This window comes from Hyphomicrobium sp. (assembly GCF_009026145.1).
Taxonomy (GTDB): Bacteria; Pseudomonadota; Alphaproteobacteria; order Rhizobiales; family Hyphomicrobiaceae; genus Hyphomicrobium_A.
Map to the genome: position 1 here is coordinate 1 of NZ_WBUE01000038.1, position 19686 is coordinate 19686.

Annotated in this window: 18 protein-coding genes; 7 read left to right on the forward strand and 11 right to left on the reverse strand. The window is 62.0% G+C overall.

The annotated features are described in order from the left end of the window. Window positions 1-107: 107 nt before the first annotated feature. Complete coding sequence (locus F9K20_RS19595; protein WP_291005958.1) at window positions 108-692, reverse strand: cytochrome b/b6 domain-containing protein; 585 nt, start codon at window positions 690-692, stop codon at window positions 108-110. Next, the gene (locus F9K20_RS19600; RefSeq protein ID WP_291005960.1) at window positions 689-967 is read right to left on the reverse strand and encodes a PepSY domain-containing protein; all 279 of its coding nucleotides are present in this window, start codon (window positions 965-967) and stop codon (window positions 689-691) included. Before F9K20_RS19600 ends, F9K20_RS19595 begins: the two co-directional genes overlap by 4 nt. Before the next feature lie 357 nt (window positions 968-1324). Between F9K20_RS19600 and F9K20_RS19605 the strand changes: the two genes are divergently transcribed. Further along, window positions 1325-1495 (forward strand): hypothetical protein, encoded by a 171-nt coding sequence (locus F9K20_RS19605; protein ID WP_291005962.1) that lies wholly within the window; start codon window positions 1325-1327, stop codon window positions 1493-1495. 405 nt (window positions 1496-1900) lie between these two features. On the opposite strand, the gene F9K20_RS19610 is transcribed toward F9K20_RS19605, so the two are convergent. After that, the gene (locus tag F9K20_RS19610) at window positions 1901-2086 is read right to left on the reverse strand and encodes a hypothetical protein (protein WP_291005963.1); all 186 of its coding nucleotides are present in this window, start codon (window positions 2084-2086) and stop codon (window positions 1901-1903) included. Window positions 2087-2236: 150 nt separating this feature from the next. Here F9K20_RS19610 and F9K20_RS19615 point away from each other — a divergent pair, with 150 nt between their 5' ends. From F9K20_RS19615 to F9K20_RS19625, 3 genes are all read left to right on the forward strand, one after another. Next, entirely contained in the window at window positions 2237-2674 is a 438-nt protein-coding gene (locus tag F9K20_RS19615) for a transposase (protein ID WP_291005965.1), read from the forward strand. Further along, the gene (gene tnpB / locus F9K20_RS19620; RefSeq protein WP_291005967.1) at window positions 2674-3021 is read left to right on the forward strand and encodes an IS66 family insertion sequence element accessory protein TnpB; all 348 of its coding nucleotides are present in this window, start codon (window positions 2674-2676) and stop codon (window positions 3019-3021) included. The genes F9K20_RS19615 and tnpB overlap by 1 nt, the downstream gene beginning before the upstream one ends. Before the next feature lie 93 nt (window positions 3022-3114). After that, on the forward strand, window positions 3115-4716 hold the full coding sequence (locus tag F9K20_RS19625; RefSeq protein ID WP_291005970.1) for an IS66 family transposase: 1602 nt from the start codon (window positions 3115-3117) through the stop codon (window positions 4714-4716). Window positions 4717-5193: 477 nt separating this feature from the next. Here F9K20_RS19625 and F9K20_RS19630 read toward each other — a convergent pair whose 3' ends face one another. The 5 genes from F9K20_RS19630 to F9K20_RS19650 form a co-directional block, all read right to left on the reverse strand. Further along, complete coding sequence (locus tag F9K20_RS19630) at window positions 5194-5457, reverse strand: hypothetical protein (protein ID WP_291005973.1); 264 nt, start codon at window positions 5455-5457, stop codon at window positions 5194-5196. A 246-nt stretch (window positions 5458-5703) separates the two neighbouring features. Next, complete coding sequence (locus F9K20_RS19635) at window positions 5704-6300, reverse strand: hypothetical protein (protein WP_291005976.1); 597 nt, start codon at window positions 6298-6300, stop codon at window positions 5704-5706. A 109-nt stretch (window positions 6301-6409) separates the two neighbouring features. Then, entirely contained in the window at window positions 6410-6568 is a 159-nt protein-coding gene (locus F9K20_RS19640; RefSeq protein WP_291005978.1) for a type II toxin-antitoxin system PemK/MazF family toxin, read from the reverse strand. A gap of 328 nt (window positions 6569-6896) precedes the next feature. Continuing rightward, on the reverse strand, window positions 6897-7052 hold the full coding sequence (locus tag F9K20_RS19645) for a hypothetical protein (RefSeq protein WP_291005980.1): 156 nt from the start codon (window positions 7050-7052) through the stop codon (window positions 6897-6899). Window positions 7053-7470: 418 nt separating this feature from the next. Further along, complete coding sequence (locus F9K20_RS19650; RefSeq protein ID WP_291005983.1) at window positions 7471-7998, reverse strand: polymer-forming cytoskeletal protein; 528 nt, start codon at window positions 7996-7998, stop codon at window positions 7471-7473. Between the two features lie 353 nt (window positions 7999-8351). On the opposite strand from F9K20_RS19650, the gene F9K20_RS19655 reads away from it, so the two are divergent. Further along, a complete protein-coding gene (locus tag F9K20_RS19655; protein WP_291005986.1) occupies window positions 8352-9332 on the forward strand; it encodes a diguanylate cyclase response regulator in 981 nt (326 codons plus the stop codon). A 527-nt stretch (window positions 9333-9859) separates the two neighbouring features. On the opposite strand, the gene F9K20_RS19660 is transcribed toward F9K20_RS19655, so the two are convergent. Both F9K20_RS19660 and F9K20_RS19665 read right to left on the reverse strand, forming a co-directional pair. After that, on the reverse strand, window positions 9860-10111 hold the full coding sequence (locus F9K20_RS19660) for a hypothetical protein (RefSeq protein ID WP_291005989.1): 252 nt from the start codon (window positions 10109-10111) through the stop codon (window positions 9860-9862). A 153-nt stretch (window positions 10112-10264) separates the two neighbouring features. Next, complete coding sequence (locus F9K20_RS19665) at window positions 10265-12133, reverse strand: hypothetical protein (RefSeq protein WP_291005992.1); 1869 nt, start codon at window positions 12131-12133, stop codon at window positions 10265-10267. A 139-nt stretch (window positions 12134-12272) separates the two neighbouring features. Here F9K20_RS19665 and F9K20_RS19670 point away from each other — a divergent pair, with 139 nt between their 5' ends. Together F9K20_RS19670 and F9K20_RS19675 are read left to right on the forward strand one after the other, a co-directional pair. Beyond that, window positions 12273-12902, forward strand: a complete 630-nt coding sequence (locus tag F9K20_RS19670) for a hypothetical protein (RefSeq protein ID WP_291005995.1) — start codon at window positions 12273-12275, stop codon at window positions 12900-12902. A gap of 245 nt (window positions 12903-13147) precedes the next feature. Beyond that, complete coding sequence (locus F9K20_RS19675) at window positions 13148-13867, forward strand: hypothetical protein (protein ID WP_291005998.1); 720 nt, start codon at window positions 13148-13150, stop codon at window positions 13865-13867. Between the two features lie 592 nt (window positions 13868-14459). On the opposite strand, the gene F9K20_RS19680 is transcribed toward F9K20_RS19675, so the two are convergent. Beyond that, window positions 14460-19661, reverse strand: coding sequence for a tail fiber domain-containing protein (locus F9K20_RS19680; protein ID WP_291006001.1), 5202 nt, complete (start codon window positions 19659-19661; stop codon window positions 14460-14462). Between the last annotated feature and the right edge of the window lie 25 nt (window positions 19662-19686).

A 19686-nucleotide genomic window follows, 5' to 3' on the forward strand; every position in this document is an offset into this window, starting at 1 on the left:
GAATGGCGCTTCAACCACCGCTTCGATCTCGCCGCCATGATCCCCGCCCTCGGCTGCGCCGCCCTCGCCACCCGGCCACAGCCCTACTGGTGGCTCAAGATGGCGGACTATGGTGCGTAATCAGGAGCGCGCTTCCTGCCGGTTATCATGGCCCGAACCAGGTTCTCGCCGTGCTCGAGGCTGGTGAAGATGACGCCGCCGACGTGCAGCCCGACGAGGATGAGCGCCAACGTGCTCGCCGTCGCATGCAGCGTATCGACCCAGGCGACGCCCCAAAAGGTGTCGGTGGTCATCATCGCGCCGCTGACGCAGATGACGAGAAGCGTCGCCAGCAAGGCGAGCACCATGGCACCGCCCAGCGGATTGTGGCCGAGGAAGCGCGGCGCGCGCCGGCGCAGCAGCGCCGCGGCATAGCGCAGCGTTGCACGCGGGCCGTAGATGAAATCCGAGAAGCGGGCGTAGCGGGAGCCGATGAAGCCCCACACGATGCGGGCGACAACGAGCGCCAAGACGAGGTAGCCGGCAATGAGGTGCGGGTTGTCCCAGATACCGCCTGAATACCAGGCAACGGCGAATGAAATGACGAGCGACCAATGGAAGACGCGCACGAATGCGTCCCACACCTTGGTCGACTCCGGCCGCGCGATGCGGCCGGAGTCGAAGCCAGCGACTGTGTCAGGGCGCGCGGTCATTGGGCGTGCACGACGTTGGCCGTGGTCGGATCAAGAAACAGCTCGAATTTGGTGCCGCTCTTATCGGTGACGTAGGCCTCGAAGCAATTGCCGGCGCGCGTGGTCTTGATCTTCTTCACCGCGAAGCCGACTTCGGCGATCTTGGCCTGTGCCGCGGCCTCGGTCATCCATTGCGCCTTGGGAGCACTCGTGCAGGTGCCGGAATAGCTGCCGGCCAGCGCGGGCGCGGACGCGAGAATGCTGGATGCTGCAAGCGCGAGAAGCATCTTGTTCATTGGGCATCTCCTTCGGATGGTTGCCGGCGCATTTCAGCGCCACGGCGACACTGTGCCGGAGTCATCGTGACGAGACACTGACGCGTGTCGTCAGGCTCGCATCAGCCAACGGCGCAAGTGCGGGCGCTGCATCTGTCGCGGTGCCTTGGCTTCGGCCGGAGCGACCATCAAAAGTGGGCCGGCAACATCTGGCGCTACCGAGCGCCGTACGCATGCCAACGAGGGCACTTCGACGGGAGCGGCGGAAATGCGTCTCAAGCCGTCGTGAGCCGGCTGCGGCGCCGGTGAATGGGCGTTGACGGCGGAGGCCTGACGTCGGAATCTCGTCACCACAAGCAAGCGTCGCAGGAGGAAGCGATGATGCCATATGACACCAGGGACCCCCGCATGCAGATCGGCACTCTGTTTTCCAAGATGATGGTGGTGATCATCCTGCTCACGATTATAGCGTTGTTCTGGCTTGGCCCGCAGTCGCGCAACTACGAGACTTTCGGCGGGCGAACACCTACGACGACATTCGCTGAGTAACGCGCGCGGATGCCGGCCGCCGCCCGCGCACCCGCCAGCCGGCGCGCGGGCGGCGAGCTCGCCACAAGCGGCGCGCATGATGAATGAGCGCTCCCGTCGGTCTTGGTAGCGAGGCGAATCCGCGCTGTGCGCCGAGGTATGTAGTGGATAAGGCTTTGAGGCGCGTGCGGTGCACCATGATCGCGCGACGCCGATAACCGCGAACGACGCGGTTTTGACGCTGACGGGCACCATTGCACCGCACGGTGACGAACTTGCCTTCGCGTGTGAGGCGACGATGATAAGCGTTGGCCACACTTCCGGTTATCCCCTCCCGGAAGTCTCCCCGTCCCTCGGGGGACATGGCTGAGGGCGCAGGTTCTCCCCCCGGGGCCGGCGCCCTTTCTTATGACCTGCTCGGCTGACTTATAGCGCTGCTGTTTGTCCTCGCGGAGAGGACCAGCGGCGGGGCGCGCCGAAGACTTTCTGCTCCAGATTGCCGAGGCGGGTTTCGTAGCGGCCGAGCTTCAGTTCGGCCTCGATGGAGTTCACTTGCTCCTGCATGCACGCGATGTCCGTTTGGACATTCGCTATGTCGTCTTTCGTCTCCATGTGCTTCACGACGTAAGCCACGCTCGCAGTGAGATCACGATCTCCTTGCCGTGCTTAGCGAGGATGGTAAGCGTCCGGGGAAGGCCGTCTTGCGGAGAAGTTGGGACATAGGTCCTGTTGGTGACGGGTGGTCACGACAGGGATTGTTCCATGCCTATGTCTGGAGATAGGCCGTCGCGCCGGTTCGACTTCGTTGCCGAGACGCGGCGGCAGTGGAGCCCAGCCGAGAAGCAGGCGATCGTGGCCGAGGCTTCGGCCCCTTGTACGAACGTCTCGGCGATCGCCCGCCGGCACGGGATTAGCCCGAGCCTGTTGTTCCGCTGGATCAAGGTCCACAGGGCGGAGCATGGCCAGGACGTGCGCACGGTGGAGGCGAGCTTCCTACCCGTTGCATTGCCGGCACCGGCTCTCCCTGAGATGCCAGCGACGGAGCGTAGGACTGAACAACGCAAGAAGCCGCCACGTCCCCCCGCGGCATCCGCGGCCGACTGTATTGAGATCGAGCTTGCCAATGGTCGCCGGGTGCGTGTCGGCGGGGGCGTCGACGCGGCGATGCTGAAGCAGATCATCGACGTCCTGGAGGCGTGATGATCCCCGTTCCCGTCGGCGTGCGCGTGTGGATCGCGACCGGCCACACCGATATGAGGAAGGGTTTCGCCTCCCTCGCGCTGCTCGTGCAGGAGAAGCTAAAGCAGGATCCGCACGGTGGCCATCTCTTCATCTTCCGGGGACGCCGAGGCGATCTCATCAAGATCATCTGGCACGACGGTCAGGGCGCGTGCCTGTTCTCCAAGCGGCTGGAGCGGGGGCGGTTCATCTGGCCGTCGCCGACCGACGGCGCCGTGCCGATCACGCCGGCTCAGCTCGGCTACATGCTCGAAGGGATAGACTGGCGAGCGCCGCAGCACACGTGGCGCCCCGAGATCGCGGGCTGAAGGTCAATGCCGCGTGTGACCCACGCGACTCGGGTCGTGGATTATCGCCATGGCTCCGATCAGGGTGAGCGCGAAGCAGCTATCCTCAGGCCCATGACGCTCGACCCGACCAGGCTCCCCGACGACATCGCGACACTCAAGGCTCTTCTTATTGCCGAGCACGCGGCGCGGGTCGCATCCGACGATCGGGCTCAGGCCGCCGAGGCGCGGGCGCTCGACCTCGACGCCGAGATCGCGAACCTGAAGCTCACCATCGCCAAGATGAGGCGCGAGACGTTCGGGACATCGTCGGAGCGGAGCATCAAGCTCCTCGATCAGCTCGAGCTGCAGCTTGCCGAGCTCGTCGAGAAGATGGCGGAGGAGAAAGCCGCCGCCGAGATCGCAGCGCCCGTCGTCTCGCCATCATCCACGAGCCACAAGCCAGCGCGCCGGCCGCTGCCGGAGCATCTGCCGCGTGAGCGCCTCGTGCATCCCGCCCCGATGGTCTGTCCATGCTGCTCCGGCACGAGGTTCCGCAAGCTGGGCGAGGACACGACGGAGACACTGGAGCGCGTTCCTGCCCGTTGGAAGGTGATCGTGCACGTGCGCGAGCGGCTCGCCTGCCGGACCTGCGATACCATCGCGCAGACACCAGCGCCGGTACATCCGATCACGCGCGGCCGGGCCGGCCCGCATCTGCTCGCCGACGTCTTGTTCGGCAAGTTCGGCGCGCACCTGCCCTTGAACCGGCAGAGCGACATCTACGCCAACGAGGGCGTCGATCTCGACATCTCGACGCTGGCCGACTGGGTCGGTGCCTCAGCCGCAACACTGATGCCGCTGCGCGATGCGATCGAGAAGCACGTGCTGGCGACCGAGCGCATCCACGCCGACGACACCACGGTGCCGGTGCTGGCCAAGGGCAAGTGCACGACGGGCCGGCTGTGGGCCTACGTGCGTGATGATGCGCCGTTCGGGGGCGCGGCCGCGCCGGCGGCGTTCTACCACTACTCACACAATCGCGACGGCGCGCATCCCGAGAAGCATCTATCTGCCTACACCGGACTGCTACAAGCCGACGCCTACGCCGGCTTCAACGGGCTCTATGTTACTGGCCGCAAGCCGGGACCGATCGTCGAGGCGGCATGCTGGGCGCATGGCCGCAGGAAGTTCTTCGACCTGGCGGAGCTGCAGAAGGCACCGATTGCGATGGAGGCCGTACGTCGCATCGACGCGCTGTTCGCCATCGAGCGCGAGATCAACGGCCAGCCGCCGGGTGACCGGTTGGCCGTCCGTGGTGAGCGCTCAAAACCGCTCGTCGACGACCTCGAACGATGGCTCAGGGAGGAACGCAAGAAGCTCTCGTCCAAGAACCCCTTGGCCAAGGCCATGGACTATAGCCTGAAGCGATGGCCAGCCTTCACGCGCTTCCTCGACGATGGCCGCATCTGCATGTCGAACAACGCGGCCGAGCGCGCCGTGCGCGGCATCGCCGTCGGCCGGCGCAACTGGACCTTCTGCGGCTCCGACGCCGGCGGGCAACGTGCCGCTGTAATCTACACGCTGATCGAGACGTGCAAGTTGAACCATATCGATCCGCGCGCCTGGCTCGCAGACGTGCTGGGCCGCATAGCTACGCATCCTGCGAACCGCATCGCCGCGCTGTTGCCATGGAACTGGAACGGCCCGCTATGCGCCCATATCAACGCAGCCTGATCAAGCCTGACCAGGGCCTTCGCCGGATGCATACCGAGGATGATGCTCTGCTTCGAGAGCATCGTGGCGATGTCGTTGAGTGTGATTTTCTTGGCCATGAGGGAATTGTACGCGGCAGTTGGAATGGCGCAAATGAAGGGATGCGAGTGTTAGAGTTCCTGGAAGTGGGGATGATGCGGACGGTGGCGGATTTGGTGAGCGTTGCGCGGTGACGAGGCCTTCGCGGCACCAGCGCGTCAGGTAGTCGGGAGAGATGCCGACGATGGCCGCCCCGTCGCGCGCGGCCATAAAGCGTATGCATCGATAGTGATTTCGTCGACCATTGCGGACGGGCGCAAAGACTAGGTCTTGGGCCGTGTGGATATGATAGCGCGGGATGGTGGAAAGAAGCGCTGCGGATGGGGGATAACTGCAGATAAGTGCCCGCTCAGTCAAATTCGAATGCCAGCTCAGTCAACTCTTGCGTTGAACTGCAGACTACTCGGCGGGTGTGCCGAGCGAGACGATATCTAATACCGACCACATCTCCTCGAAGCGGCACGCATGAAAGTACACCGGCATACCGGGCTCTATCTTGGTGTTGCACACTGGACCTAGGCAACCACGATCAAACTGCAGCTGCTCGCCATTCTCGCGGCGAATTACTCCGCGTTTCGCGCGCCTGTTGAAGCTCTCGATCGTTCCGGTAAGCGTCTCAGGAAACTGCACTTCGGCGAGGAGCTGTCCGCTCTGGCGGGCCACGATCTTCCTGCCGAGCGCCTTGAGCCGGCGAATGTGATCACCGTCCGGTTCTCGCGGCTCAATGAGGCGGATCCTTTTGAGATGGTAGCTGACCTCCGCTCTCACCCAGCAGTGGATGCGGTCGCCGACTTTAAAAGGGACAGTGACACGCAGCGGCGCATGCAGCTGCTCTACGGCTTCATGGCGTGGAAGTCCGCGACGGGCTTCGTCATGTCTTCCGAATTGGTGCAGCTGGATTGCCTGATCTCAGCTGCGGTCGGTCGCGATGAGGTTCCCTGTTGTGGCGCGACCGATCGTACGGAAGCCGCTGAGTGTCGGACCGATCGAGTGGTTGCCGAGAGAATCTGTCGGCGAGGAAGTCGTCGCCCTGCTGCCGCGCAAACGCGTGGTGCTCAATGCCGACACTGAGGGCGCGGTGATGCGTGCGTTCGGCGATGGGGGGAGTTCGCGGCACGCTGCAGTTAGGGGTCCAAGATGCGGCAGCAGGTCAATATTGACGTCAGACAGCCGTCTAATATTGCTCACACGGGCGTTAGGCGCGCAGTGCTCTTCATGGGCCTTGGCTTGAACGCAATGCAGCGGAAAGACTTCCGCGACTATCAGCTGCACAAACTGGAGCTCCAACCAGGGCGGACTTCGCTGCCAATCGACTTCTTTCCGTCGGATCTCCCTCCAAAGCGGGTCGATGAATTCAAGAAAGAATTCTCGTTTTGGATAGTCGGATGCGGCGTGCGCGAAATGCTCGAGCACTACGCCTTGTTGCTCGATCACATTCACAAGTATGGGCTGTTGGTCCAGCAGGTAAGAGGCTTGCTTGCCGAGCGCGACCCGCAGAAAGAACACCGCACCTTCCACCGCAACGGAAGATTGCCGAGAAGTTGCGCCTCCTGCACCAACTGCTAGGCTTAAATCACATACGGCTTCGGCCTCGCCCCGCGCAGCGCGGGGCAAATTATTTCAACTCCAACGAGGGAAACAGGGTCAGCGCCAGCGCCTTGCCGAGCTCGCGGAAGGTGCGCTCGTCGAGCATGCCGATTTTGCGAATGAGGCGCTTGGCATCGAACAAGCGGACCTGTGAGAGGTTGGCGACGGCCTCGCGGTCATCGACCACCCCAAGCGGGAAGTAGTACCGGCTCGCGCGCGCATGCCAACGAGGGCGATGCCAAAGAAGGTCTCGGCGTTGAACGGCCGAATAACCAGGACCGGCCGATTGTGCTCGTTGCCGGTGCCATCGATCTCGTTGCCGACATTGACGCCGACGCTACACCACCAGATCTCGCGGGGATGACAGAACGGCCGCGGCATGGAGGAGTTGAGCGTCTTCTTGTGTTTATTCCAGCGGTCGAAATCTTTGCCGATACCAACGTGCGCGTGCATGGTAGCACACAAAAAGCCCGCCGGAGTGGGCGGGCTTCTGCGCCATCGCGTTGCGCATCGTGTCAACGCGCCCGCAGCTTGGTCGTCGGCTTGAGGCCGAAGAGCGGATCGGTGCGCGCGATGGCGCGCGTCTCGATCGAGCGCGTGTGGCGATCGGCGAATAACCTGGTCGTGCCGAAGATGATGAAGAGGATGATGCTATCAACACGCGGCGGCAATAGCAGTTCAGGTGAGCGGAAGGATGCGGCCGAGCGCGTGCTCGAGTCGGCGATGCATGCTGGTGGCGGAGGAGGAAGCGGAAGACTGCGATTGTGGCGTGAAGCGCGCGCTTCGCGATGCCGAGTGCCGTGGGCATAGCACTCGCCCCCAGAACACTAGATGCGTGGAAACCATGAGACCGCGAGCGAACTCGCGGTCGGTCGTCTGTCGCCAGCCCTGTCGGGCTGGCTTACTTGGCGGATTGGGAATGTCTGGCGCGCTGAGGTGGCCAGTAAGCGGCGCCATCCCGAATGGCGACCGCGGCCAACCCCATGCGAGCGTGGGATCGTTCGCATCGCCCCCCTCCGCGGGTGCGTGATGGCAGCGCCCGTCGGCCCATAAGCCGCGCCCGTCCGACTGCTGCTCGGGCTCGATGGGTTAGGCCGAAGCCTCGGGGACTACCGAGAGGACGCTTGCGGTCTTGGCCGGGCGGCTTTCAGCCGTGGACACGACCGCATCAGCCTCCCCGTCGACAGGATCCTCCTTGCAGCGGAGGGCACCTTTGATGCGCGCACCTTCCTCGGCGGAAAACGTCTGGTGGCAGATTTCACTATCCACGGTCGCGGTCTTTTCAAGCCTGACGCGGCCCGCATTGATCGTGCCTTTGCTGTTGCCGCGAATGATTACTTCCTCGGCTTCGACCCCGCCTTCTACCAAGGCATCCGTGTCTATGATTAGTACTTTGCATTTTATATTACCAAGGACCTTGCCTTTGACGAGGATATCGCCGGCGCTCTCCAAATCGCCTCTCATCGCAAGACACTCATCGACAATGGAGTGATTCGAGGTCCTGGTCTTCTCGTAGGCTGGTGTCAATCGAGCGGAAGGTAACAAGGCGGGCTCAAATGATTTTCCAGGGCTACCACTTGCGGCAGATGCGCCGTCTGCCTTTTTGGTGTTGAACATAATAAGGCCTTTCTCAGTTCCGAGCGTCGACTCAAGTTTAACATCGCAACTCTCAATCTGAAGAGAAATTAATCAGCTTGTCGTTGCGTGCACTGGACTCTCTTCCGGCGAGCCCCAGCCGATGCCGGTCCACTGTTGTGCGCTGGCAAAGGATCGGCGGGTGAGATCTGGGCGGAGGCCGGTGGAGTAGCCGCCGGTGCAGGTGAATAGGCGATTGCTCCGTTCATGAATTGGCAACGTTATTTCGGAGTCTGGGCCTGGCAAATACCGGGAAATGTCGTCCGCCTTGACCTTGGTCAAGCCAGGCCGTCGCCGGAACCGGTCCGATGTTGGCTCCCAATGTGGGGCGGCAAATGCCGCCCGTACAGCAGAGGGAGAGAACATTGGCTGACCCTTGCTCATTGGCGGGGCACGGTGGCCTCAGCCCACTGAAGATCCTCCTCATTGAGGATTCGATCGCAGACGCGCAGCTGCTGCGGTTGCTGCTGCACGCTGACCCGCACGTCTGCGTGACGACGGCGACACGGCTAGCCAAAGGTCTGGCCCATCTCCGCCGCGATCACTATGATCTGGTGTTGCTCGACCTATCTTTGCCTGATGCCCCCGGGGTCGAGGCCGTTCATCGCGTGACGTATGCAGCGCGAGAGGTGCCGATTGTGGCTCTCAGCGCCGCGCAGGATGAAGAGCTTGCCATTGCGGCGCTGCGGGAGGGGGCCCAAGACTGGCTGGTAAAGAGTGAGATTGACCGCGCGCTGTTGCGGCGGGTAGTCCGCTACGCATGCGAGCGGCACCGTTTGATGGCTGCCCTGCAGAGTCTGGCGCTCATGGACACATTAACCGGCCTCTATAATCGGCGCGGGTTTCTCATCATCGCCGAGGAACAGTTCAAGCTGGCGCGGCGCACCGGCCACAGCCTCGGGCTCGCGTTCGTCGATCTCGACGGGATGAAACGGATTAATGACGAGCTGGGGCATGAATTCGGTGATCGCGCGCTTGTTGCCACGGCTCGCATTCTGAAATCGACCTTTCGCGCATCTGACGTCATCGCGCGTCTGGGTGGCGACGAGTTCGTCGTCCTGCTCGTGGCAGCCAGCCAGACTGTCAGCCACCGGATCCGCAAGCGACTGCTTCAGGCGCTCGCTAAACACAACCGTATCCCGGGGTCGGTCCCGGTGTCTCTTAGCGCTGGCTTCGCGCACTTCAATGCACTGACATCAAAACATAGGACGTTGGAAGAGGTGATGATGGAAGCCGACCAAGCGATGTATATCGAGAAGCAATCGCATCACGAAAGCCGGACCGTGCAGGAGAGGCGCGCGCGAGAGGACGCGTAGATGGTCACACCGACAGGCGGGTTCGTGTAGAGCGACTGCCACTCGGCTGCCGAGTGCGTCGGGACGTAGAGCGCCTTAGCGGTTCGTGACCTTCCTGCAGACGCCTAAGGCGGGTGATCGTTTGCGTGGGTGGAAACTGCGCAAATGCGGGCGCTAATAGCTTCGACTGACGGGGCAGCGGGATTGTCGTGCGCTGGCTCTGAGGGAAGCAAGTCGGTACTTTCGACTGCCGCGTCTTGCACGAAGTTGTCGTTTGGTGGGTCTGGCTGATCGATTTCGGCGAGGTCATTGGAGACCGGTTCGGGGAGCGCTTGGTCTTGCTGCACGGCCGGAGTGCTTGTAAGATTTTCATGAGTTGGTTGTTCGGGATTCGTGAGGTCAGGTGACTGATCTTCGTGAGCTGGCGGCGGTTCGGGCTCACTCGGATTGGATGGGGAAGAGGGCACGGATTTTGGGGTCGCTGCGACGCCGGTTTGGCTCACCAGAGCGCGCAGTTGGTCGCCGGTGAGGCAGAGATCGCTGATGCGTTAGCGCAGGCGTATGCCACCCAACAGGCGCGCGGATCCCTCGAGGCGGATGATGCGCCCGCTATTGGAGCTTGATGCTTTCTGGTTGGAGTAGCCGCTTTCGCCGGCGGCATTCACCGCGGTGCCGCGGTAGTAGTAGACAGTGCCGTGAACGGCGGACGTGTCGGAGTAGGTTGCCGTTGTTGTGCTTGTCTCCGTGGCAAGAAGAACAAATGCGATTGCCGGGAAGGGAAGAGTGCGCGAGAAGCGCATATACGCTCATGATACCGCGTGCGAGCGCGGTGATGTTCCCGAGACCGGCCAGGACCAACAGCCAGACCGCGAGCACGATCCGGTTGTCATAGAGCCTGAGCTGGATCTGAGAGCTGGGAGTCCTGAAGGGAGGCGCAGCGCCTCCCCCACCGATCACTTGCGCGAGGCTTTCCAGGTGCCGACCACGTGATTTGGGCGTGGCGTCTCACCTAGCCGGGTCGCTGAAAAATTCCCTGCACCTCGGCCGTCGCTGATCTCGCCTGTGAACGAGCCCTCAAATGAGTAGGTCATCACAAGTCCGCCGATGATGATGTCTCCAACGGCATCCATTCCTTCCTTGGTCAGTATATTCTTCTCTGTTTCTCTATACTTCTCCAGAGCCGATTTTCCCTGCATCGTGGCTGTGAGCCGCCCGTCCACGGAGAGGTGGCCGGAAATGTCCGCGTTGCGAACGATGTCGGCACGGCCCTCTGACTGAGGTTCACGCGACGTCATGGTGCCCGTTACAACACTGTTCTCGACCCGTAATGTCAGTGAGGCCGTGACGGCCCGCCGCGTCTTCCAATCGCCGGTGGTGAACGTCGCCTTTCCCGCGTAACTTCCATCGAATTCTTGCGGAGCTGGTTCTGACAGCTTCGTCAATTCGGCCAGTTGCGCGGCGCGCGCTTCGTCGGGGCAGAACTCGAGGCTCTGTTTCAGAAGGGGCAGCGCCGCAGCGACCTTCTTGTGCGCGACCAGCTGCCCGCCCTTCTGCCACAGGCGTGAGGCGAGCGCTTGTGTCGGCGAGCCATTCGGGCAAGGCGGGCCCTTGTTCACTTCCATGATCCTGTCTCTGGCGTCCTTCAGCTCATCAAGCACCTTGGCATACTCCTTCGAATTCTTGCCGTGGATCATGGCGACCGAGGCCGCCTTCGACATCAGCTTGACGTGCAGCGGATTGTTCGGGTCGAGCACGCCATCGGCCTTGAGCTTGTCGCGCACAATGGAAGTGAACTTATCGAGATTGACCGGCGTCTTCTTGTACCAATCGCTGCCCTCGCGCCCCTTGGCCGCCCAATCGAGCTCGGTGAGGATGGTTTGGGCCTCCTTCAGCGCCTTGTCGCGCGCGGCTTTCCCCGCGGCGTCCTTCTTCTCCTTCGCGATGCGCCCGTCGAACGAGGCGAGGATGTTGGCAATGATCTCCTCTTGGGTCGTCTTGGTCAGGTGCTCGCGTACGCGCTCGCTGGCCGCTCCGGCGGCGTCGCCGATCGCGGCGATCTTCTCCCGCTCGAGTTCCTTGCGCCGGTTCTCGATGACGTAATGGTAGCCCGCGGTGCCACTCTCCAATTGAGCGATCAATCCATCCCGCGAGAGCTTGCCGTTCTTATAGTCCCTGTAGAGATCCTCGATTTTGCTGTCGACGTACGCGTTATTCGCATATTTCATCGCACCGTAGGCGCTCTGATAGAAGCCGACGATGCCGGCACCCGGCGTCAGATTGATCAGCACCTGCCCGACATATTGGGCGGCCGCCCGCCGCCCCTCGTCGGTGCCGGCTGCCACATTGCCCAGAACGGCGGAGACTTCCTTGACCTTATCGGCACTGCCGATAATGGCGCCGAGCTGCTGTCGGGTTTTCGAGTTCGATGCGAGCTTCGAGAGCTGCTGGCCGAAGCTCACCGCCACCTTCTGCGATGCCTCGCGCTGCTTCTCGGGATCGCCCGAGGCATAGGCTTCGCCGACGTCGTTCATCAGCTTGTTGAGCTCCGGCGCCGAGATCGCGACGCTGGTCAGAGTGCGCGACAGCGCCAGGTCCGCGCTCGATCGATAGAGCTTCTTGTAAAGGGCGAGGATCGCCGCCTTGGCCTGGTCCTTGACGAACTCATCCTTCTTGTCGTCGGCATATTTGATCGCGGCTTCCTTCGCGTCCTTGACCCAATCGGCCAAGCCGGGTGCGGGTGTGAGCAGCGTCGCCGTGATCGCGACGAGCAGCGCGTAGACACACACGCGCAGGATGCCGAGCGCCGCAGGTCGGGATTTCATTTTCGGGCTCCGGAAACGTCCGCTGGGGGGAACGGTTGTTGGCAAAATATTGGGCATCGGGCGGTCAAGCGACTTGATCAATGTCATAGTCAGTGCAGGCCTGGTGATTATCTTTTAGATTTGGGTATTGGAGAGTTACATGTTGCGCCATCGTTATCTGCCAGCTCTCGCAATGGGGCTCGTGTGTCTTGTCATACCGGCGGCGACAGCGTCGCTGGGCATGGCCTCCGCTCAGGGGGCCTCCGATGATCCGTTCGGGGATATCGACCTTGAGTCGCTGAAGAAGTATCCGGAAAAGGTCCCAGGCGGCGGGTCACCGGCGGAAACCGAGGTTGCGCCGCCCCCACAGGAAAGCCCGCCGGTGCCAGAAGAGCAAGTGCACAAGGAGTCGGTGCGGAAAGAGATTGTCGAAATCGAGAAGGGCTCCCGCGAACGAAAGGCCATTCTCGACGTGGTGCGCGCGTCCGTGGAGCGCAGGCTCGGCATCAAGGTGATCTTTGTGGTCGAGCGACTCGCAGTGTATGGCGACTGGGCGTATGCCAATCTGCATCCGCGTACCGAAGCGGGGAAACGCATCGACTATCGCCGAACCCATTACGCCAAGGACTACATTCCCGATCTTGACAGTGACGCGGTAGACGTTCTGCTGCGTCGAGGCGGGACTTCTTGGTCGATTGTCCAAGAAGCTTTTCTGCCGACGGACGTCGTGTGGGAGGAATGGGTGAAAACCTACAACGTGCCGCGCGAACTCTTTCTCCCGGAGGACTAGCTTCGGCAACGCATGCGTGTTCATCAACAGCGTGCCATTTCAGCGCGCACACGTCGGGCAATTGTCTCGTAATTGCCGGGCGTGCAAAACAGGATGAGCGGGGTGCCTCTCTCTCCAGGACATCGGCGTCCCCGCCGAGCGACGGGCCGCGCATTGACCTGGATCACGGTTCCCGGTTCGCAATCGCGATAATTCTAAAAAGGAATAATATCCTGTGGAGCGGTCGTGCGATGCGGAGCACTGGCTTGATGGAGATCGCCCGGCGGTTGGTGCCGCTTGTTCTGTTGCTCGCCGCAATCGCGCACGTTGCGTCCGCGCCCGATGGCACACGACCTTGGCTAGCGTGGGGGCTGATCGCGGGAGCGGTGGCTGTCTATCTGTTGCTGCCGTTCGAGCAACCGCCCGAGGGCGCCTTGCGCCACAGTCGACTGGCGGCGGTGCTGCTCCCAGATCTCATCGGCTTCACGCTCTCTCTGACCTTCTACGGCATTTACATTGTCCTCGTTGCAGACAATCCGAACCTCTGGGGGGTCATCCTCCTTTTGGGTCCGCCTGGTGCGATTTGTCTGGCGATCCTGCTGGTCGCAGCCTGGTACGCCTCGTTCTGGATGGTGATCGAGGCCGACCGGCTCTCGGTCGCGACCCTGCGCACGCGCCAGGAACTACCCTTCGCCGCCATACGCTCGGTGAAGCCGACTCGGCACCTGCCGCCCCGCTGGCTCGCACCGCTGCTGGTGCTTGCCGGCGGGTGGAGAGGCTTCGGCGTGGCGCTGCTGCATGGCCACCGGGCCTCGCATGGGCTCCGCTTCGATCTTGCCGATGGAAGCCATTTCGACGCGCCGGTCGACGCCTTCCCGGAAGTCGGCCGCCTTCTGTCGGCCCTCAAGAAGGCCGGCGTGCGAGTTGATGTGGAGCTTGACGTGAACATGGGACTTGGACGCAAGCCGGTCAGGAAGGCGCGGTGATGCCGAAGTTGAACGCAACGGGGCCTACACATTCCCTTGAGCGGGTAGCGGGCGATTAGAAACTCGCGGCTTGCGATGTTGAGAATGCTTCCGCTGGCCGGGGATTATCGTCCGGAAGCGCAGCGGGCCGGCCTGAGGGATGCACTTTTCCTTCACCTAATCAGCCTTAGCATCGCCCTCCCGTTAGGGCTATTCCACCGCGTGCAAAATGCCATGGATCAGAAAGAGCCCGACAGTCTGTAAGTCGGCCAGCGATGATTATGCTCGGCAACAGGGGGAGCCTGCCCTGCAGGATCTGCAACGTGTCGCGGAGCGGCGCGATGGTGTTGATTTCAAATGCCGAATGGTTGCCAAGCGCGTCCACACTTTGACCATTTCGTCGGGGCGCGCAGGTTCGGCGACCACACCGTCGACTTCCACCCCTGCCAGTATAATTGGCGACCCCATGTTCCCAACCACTACGCCGGCAATCGGCGGCTGTGGCAGCACCGCGCCTTCATTTGAATTTGTGTTCGGATCGGACATGCTCAAATCCTAACAGGAGTTCGATCCGACAATTACATGCTGATTCTGTCACTTGGACAGCATTCGGTTACTCGGTGCCGGTGAGCACTTCGGGCGATGACAGATTGTCGTTGGCGGGTTCTGACGGCGGCGTCACGATAGGTTCGATCGGTGTGTCGTTCGATGGGTTATCGTTTACTGGTTCTGGTGCAGGGGATGTTGGCGCGGACTGAGCCGGAGGTTGGCTGTCAACAGGGGCCTCCGGCGCCGGCGGCGCGGGTGGCGTTTCGGCCGTTGAATTTTCGTGAGGTGGTTGTTCGGAATTCGTGAGGTCGGGGGTGGCTTCCGGCGTGGATAAGCTCACGGAGATTGGAGGCTCGGGCTCACGTGGATTGGATGGGGAAGAGGGCCCGGATGCTGATGCGGCAGCGCCGGCGGTTTGGCTCAACAGCGCGCCGAGTTGGGATTCCGTCAAGCAAATCGAACCGATACACAGCTGGTCGGTGACCGTGGAGCTGGCCGTTATGCTGCGGAAGGTGCCGGTGTTGGCTGCTATGTTCGTCGCATAGATGGTCTTGGCAAAGAGGTTCTCGATGCCGTTCTGTGCGTCGGCGAGCCAGGCGATGAGGTTTGCTTTGAACGTTCCGGCGATGTTTGCGAGGTCTTGAACGGCTTTGACGATGAGCGGCGTGATGCGGCCGTAGTCGACCGACCATGGCGTGGAGCTCGCGCCGAGCGGCGTCTCGCCATCGTCGCCGTTAGTCGTCACGGCCCACGGGAAGATGTTCCGCAGCTCCTGCGCGATGAAGCCTGTGGTAGTCGCGTGTGACGGATCATTGATGAAGCTGAACTCGCGCACCGGCAATTGCATCAGTGGGTCGAGCCCGAGCGTCGTCGTTACGATGTTCTCCTTCACGCGTCGATCGGAGGAGGTGTTGTACGTGACGCTCGTGTCATTGACATTCTTACTGATGCCACCGATGAGCGTGCCTCCACTGTTGGCGAAGCGGACATAATGGCCGTTCACACTCGTACTAGTCGTTTGAATGGTGATGCCTTGCTGGCTGTTGCTATCGAAGGCGATCATGAGGCGTCCGGGCGTTCCAAGCCCTGTCGTGCCGATGCCGACGTTCCCCAAGTAGTCCATGTAGAGCGCTGTCGTTCCGGAGCGGGCATCGCCGCCGCGCGTCGTGCTGACCTTGAAGGCGAAGTCGCCGTAGTTGGTGACGCTTTGGAACATGCCCCAATTTCTGACGTTCGCATTAATCGTCGAGTTGGACGTGAAGAGCGTATCGATCGTGGCGTCGCTCGTGTCGGCGTTGATGAGCGCGAGAGAGGGGCGTCCGATCTTGCCGATCGTCAATTGGCTGGTTGGGGTGGTGGTGCCGATGCCCACGTTGCCGGATGTGTCGACCGTGACACGCATGGCATTGGCATTATTGTCGAACACGTACCACTTGCTGGCGACGCCGAAGGTGGTCTCCGAAGCGTTCCCTACTCCCGTGGTATAGCTGCGGCCGCTGCCGGCATAGGCTATCTGCGCGTATGAGGCGGAGCTGAAGGTATTGACGACGCTGAGCGCTGGCTGGCCCGCGGCGGTGCCGGCTGCGATAGTAAGAGGCGAGGTACCGCCGATAAAGATGCCTGGCGTTGTTGTTCCAATGCCGACGTTGCCGTTCTTGTCGACGATAAACTGTGCGGTCGAGGAGCCGATGACAAATTGCGGGCTTCCGGCGGTGGAGTTGATGGAGAGCTTTGCCCAGGGGGAGGTTGTGCCGATGCCGACGTTGCCGTTCGGAAATGCTACGTTGGAGATCGTGACGTCCGATCGGGTAACCTGGAGCCATGCGCTGGCATTCGAGTTCGCGTCATTCACGGCCCTTGCGAGCAGGCTGTTCCCAGCCCCGAGAAAGTCCCAGAGCTTGCCGTCGGTACCCTGCCCGGTAACTTCCAAGAACAATTGCGGGGTCGCTTCAGAGAGCAGAAGATCACCGGACGTGGGGTTTGCCACGGACGCGCCTATGGATAGTTTTGAGTTTGGATTGGTGGTGCCGATGCCCACGTTGCCTGTCGTGTAATAGATGTCGCTACCGGTGGTGGTCCATTGCGAGGAGCCGCCCGAGATGCCGAGGGATGACGTTGCGGTGAGCGTGTAGCCGCCGCTCGAGTTACCGACGAGCAGCTGTCCGTACGTTGGCGCGCTGGTGAGGCCGGTGCCGCCGTAGAGCACACCGATGGATGAAGTTGCCGAGAGCACGCCGGCGTTGGCGTGCAGCGGACCGTTGAGCGAGCCGAGCGCGAGGCTGCTGAAGGTGTTGGTGCCGGTCCAGGTATTTGCACTGTACGTCTTCGGGATCGTGGTCGAGCTGTGCGCGAAGTAGGTCGCGCTCGTCGTCGAAAAGAAATTGCGATTGGCGCTCCAGACATCCGCGGACGTTGTGGAGAAGAAGAATCCCTTACTGACGCCATCGAGATACGACTGCACACGGCCGTCCGCGTAGTAGAGGTTCGATCCTTCGGTGACGTGCGTGGTGAGCAACCCAAGACTCGACGTCGCGATGTTGGTAATCGCGCTGGTGCCGCCGGGCGAGAGGAGCAGTCCGTAGGTGAACGCCGTTGCACCGGTGCCGCCCTTGCTCACATCGAGCGTGCCGGTGATGGTCGAGAGTGTGGAGGTGGCAGCCCACGTGGGGATGCCGCCGACGAGGGCGAGGACCTGGCCATTCGTCCCGGCGCTTGTCGTCGCCAGCGCGCTCGATCCATTGCCGTAGGGGATCGCGCTCGCGACCACGCTTGCCCAGCCTGTGCCGCCGTTGGCGACGGGCAACACGCCGGTGATATCGGATGCCAGATTGATGAGCGCCGTGGAGAGCGCGCCGGCCGTCGCCTTCAGGAAGCCTGTGAGCGACGTTGCGAGCGTGGAGAGGCTCGGCGCGCTGGTGAGAGTGCCGATCGTCGAGGTCGCGTTGATGCGCGCATCGGCCCGCGCGTCGGTGAAGTAGCGATTGCTACTTCCTTCGTCGAGACCATCGGTTGTCGTGGCGAACCAGTCGGAGAGCGCGAGGTAGCTCGCGAGCGCGGCGCTCGTCGGTAGATCGAGTGAGCTTGTGGCGATATCGGCCCAACTCGAGCCGTTCCAGAAGAGGAGATCGCCGTAGTTCTCGGTGATGGCGGCGACGTCGCTGAGATCCTCGATCGAGTTGTCTGCGAGATCGTCGGCGCTGCGGGCGGTTTGCTGCGTCTCCCAATAGTTGGCCGACGTTGTAGAGAAGAGTGAACTCTGGTTCACCGACACGAAATAGGACGCGCTGGTGGTGCTGAAAAAGTTGCGCTGGCCCTTCCAGTAGTCAGCGCTCGTGGTGGCAAAGAAGTTGCGCTCCGACTTCCACACGTCGGCCGAGGTCGTCGAGAACGCGTTCGCCAGATACGCGCTGCCTTCGCGCCCGTCTAACGTGCCGGTCCAATTACCGCTCTTCGTGAGATAACTGTCGCCGATAACGCTGCCTTGCCAGGTGCCGCTCGTCACCGTGCCGAGATTGAGCTGGCCGGAGCCGGTCGTGGCGATGTTGAGGTTGCCGGACGCTGACGAGATATTGATGCTTCCCGCGCCCGAAGACGTGACGTTGATGTTACCGGAGCCGGTGAGAATGTTGTGATTGCCCGAGCCCGTCGCCTGGCTCGTGATGTTGCCGGTTCCCGTGGTTTGGATCGCAAGGTTCTGATTGGCATCGGTCGAGAAGGTGATGACGTTGGAGACGTCTTCGAGGATCTTCTTACCGTTGAGGTAAATCGAGCCGGGACCGACGAAGAGATCCTTCCACATGCGGGATGCTGACCCGAGCGAATAGGTGATGTTGGCCGCGGGGATGATGCTTCCGCTCATCGAGATGTCGCCGGCGAATGTGCTCGTGCCGTTGCCTTGCACGACGAGCGTGCCGGTGGTCGTCGCGCCGCCGGAGATGGTAATGCCGCCGGCTTGTGAGCCATTACCTATCGTGCTGCTCGCAGAGGCGGTGATGCCGCCATTGAACGCGAGGAGCGTGGTGGTCGCGTTAGCGGGGAAGAGATAGTCGAAGCTGCTACCCGTTGCCGGCCACGACGTGCGGCAGTCGGTGGAGAGGCAGAGCGTGGTCGCCGAGAGGATGCTCGTCGACGCGTTGGCGAAGGTCTGGAGCGCGGAGAAGGTGTTGGCGGTGTAGGTCTTGGGGATCGTCGATGAAGAGTGGATGAAGTTGATCGCAGATGTCGTCGAGAACGCCGCGCCTTGGTTCTGTCCGAGGAAGTAGGTCGCCGAGGTCGTGCTGAAAAAGTCGCCTTTGTCGAGCGTGCCGAGGTGGTAGGCGGCGGAGGTCGTCGAGAAAAAGTCGGTGACCGATTTCCAGTAGTTCACTGACGACGTGGAGAAGAAGTTGCGCTGTGTCTGCCAGTAGTCGGCCGAGCTCGTTGCAAAGAAGTTGCGTGTGGCGGTCCACACGTCGGCCGAGGTTGTACTAAATCCGCCAGCGAGAAGTTGCGCCGCGGTGTAGCCGCCGAGATTCCCGGACCACGTACCGCTCGTGTCGAGCGTCAGCGCGCCGCCAGAAAGCGAGAGTCCACTGCCGGTGAGATCGGTAACGTAATCAGACCCTAGGCTGAGAGAGCCGGAGGCGTTGAGGCGGGGGAAGGTTGAGGTTGCGGTTGATGAAGTTGCCGTGAAGGTTGGCGCGGTGATCGAGTTGTATGCGGTGAGTGCGCCCCGCAGGAGAGAGTTGCCGCTCACCTCGAGGATGTAGCCGGTTGTGCTTGTCGCGGATGTGCCGATGAGCACGACATCAGTTGCGTCGGCAGGGTAGAGGGCGAGATCGTCGGTCGTCGTCGCCCACGCGCTTGCACCCCCTCCTCCGCCCGTAAGATCGGTGCTCCATGCCAGAGCGCCGCCGACGACTTTGAGCACTTGACCGTTGCTGCCGGTGGCGAACGACGAGACGACACCGGCGTTCGATTGCAACAGGCCAGTGCCGCTGCCGATCGTTGCCGTGCCGGAAACGTAGAGATTAGTCGTGGTCGCGTTCGTCGCGACGAGTTCGCTTGCCGTCAGGCTAGAGATCGCAGCGGACACGGTGTCGATCGCGTTGATGATCGTACCAGTGATGGCGCTCGCGTCGACCGAAGTCGCACTGCTACCCGAGGAGGCGCTTCGAAGCGAGGTTGCGTTAGCGTTCTCCATCGAGGCCATGCGCTGCGCGATGGAGGCTTCAAGTGCCGCGAGGCGTTCGTCGACGTAAGTGGTATTGGGCTGCGCTACCTGCACTTCGCGGATGCGTTCGGTGACTGAC

Bases quoted from the DNA above. Each gene is read 5' to 3' on its own strand.
- F9K20_RS19595 (WP_291005958.1), bottom strand. From the start codon at position 692: ATGACCGCGCGCCCTGACACAGTCGCTGGCTTCGACTCCGGCCGCATC.
- F9K20_RS19600 (WP_291005960.1), bottom strand. From the start codon at position 967: ATGAACAAGATGCTTCTCGCGCTTGCAGCATCCAGCATTCTCGCGTCC.
- F9K20_RS19605 (WP_291005962.1), top strand. From the start codon at position 1,325: ATGATGCCATATGACACCAGGGACCCCCGCATGCAGATCGGCACTCTG.
- F9K20_RS19610 (WP_291005963.1), bottom strand. From the start codon at position 2,086: ATGGAGACGAAAGACGACATAGCGAATGTCCAAACGGACATCGCGTGC.
- F9K20_RS19615 (WP_291005965.1), top strand. From the start codon at position 2,237: ATGCCTATGTCTGGAGATAGGCCGTCGCGCCGGTTCGACTTCGTTGCC.
- tnpB (WP_291005967.1), top strand. From the start codon at position 2,674: ATGATCCCCGTTCCCGTCGGCGTGCGCGTGTGGATCGCGACCGGCCAC.
- F9K20_RS19625 (WP_291005970.1), top strand. From the start codon at position 3,115: ATGACGCTCGACCCGACCAGGCTCCCCGACGACATCGCGACACTCAAG.
- F9K20_RS19650 (WP_291005983.1), bottom strand. From the start codon at position 7,998: ATGTTCAACACCAAAAAGGCAGACGGCGCATCTGCCGCAAGTGGTAGC.
- F9K20_RS19655 (WP_291005986.1), top strand. From the start codon at position 8,352: ATGCCGCCCGTACAGCAGAGGGAGAGAACATTGGCTGACCCTTGCTCA.
- F9K20_RS19660 (WP_291005989.1), bottom strand. From the start codon at position 10,111: ATGCGCTTCTCGCGCACTCTTCCCTTCCCGGCAATCGCATTTGTTCTT.
- F9K20_RS19665 (WP_291005992.1), bottom strand. From the start codon at position 12,133: ATGAAATCCCGACCTGCGGCGCTCGGCATCCTGCGCGTGTGTGTCTAC.
- F9K20_RS19670 (WP_291005995.1), top strand. From the start codon at position 12,273: ATGTTGCGCCATCGTTATCTGCCAGCTCTCGCAATGGGGCTCGTGTGT.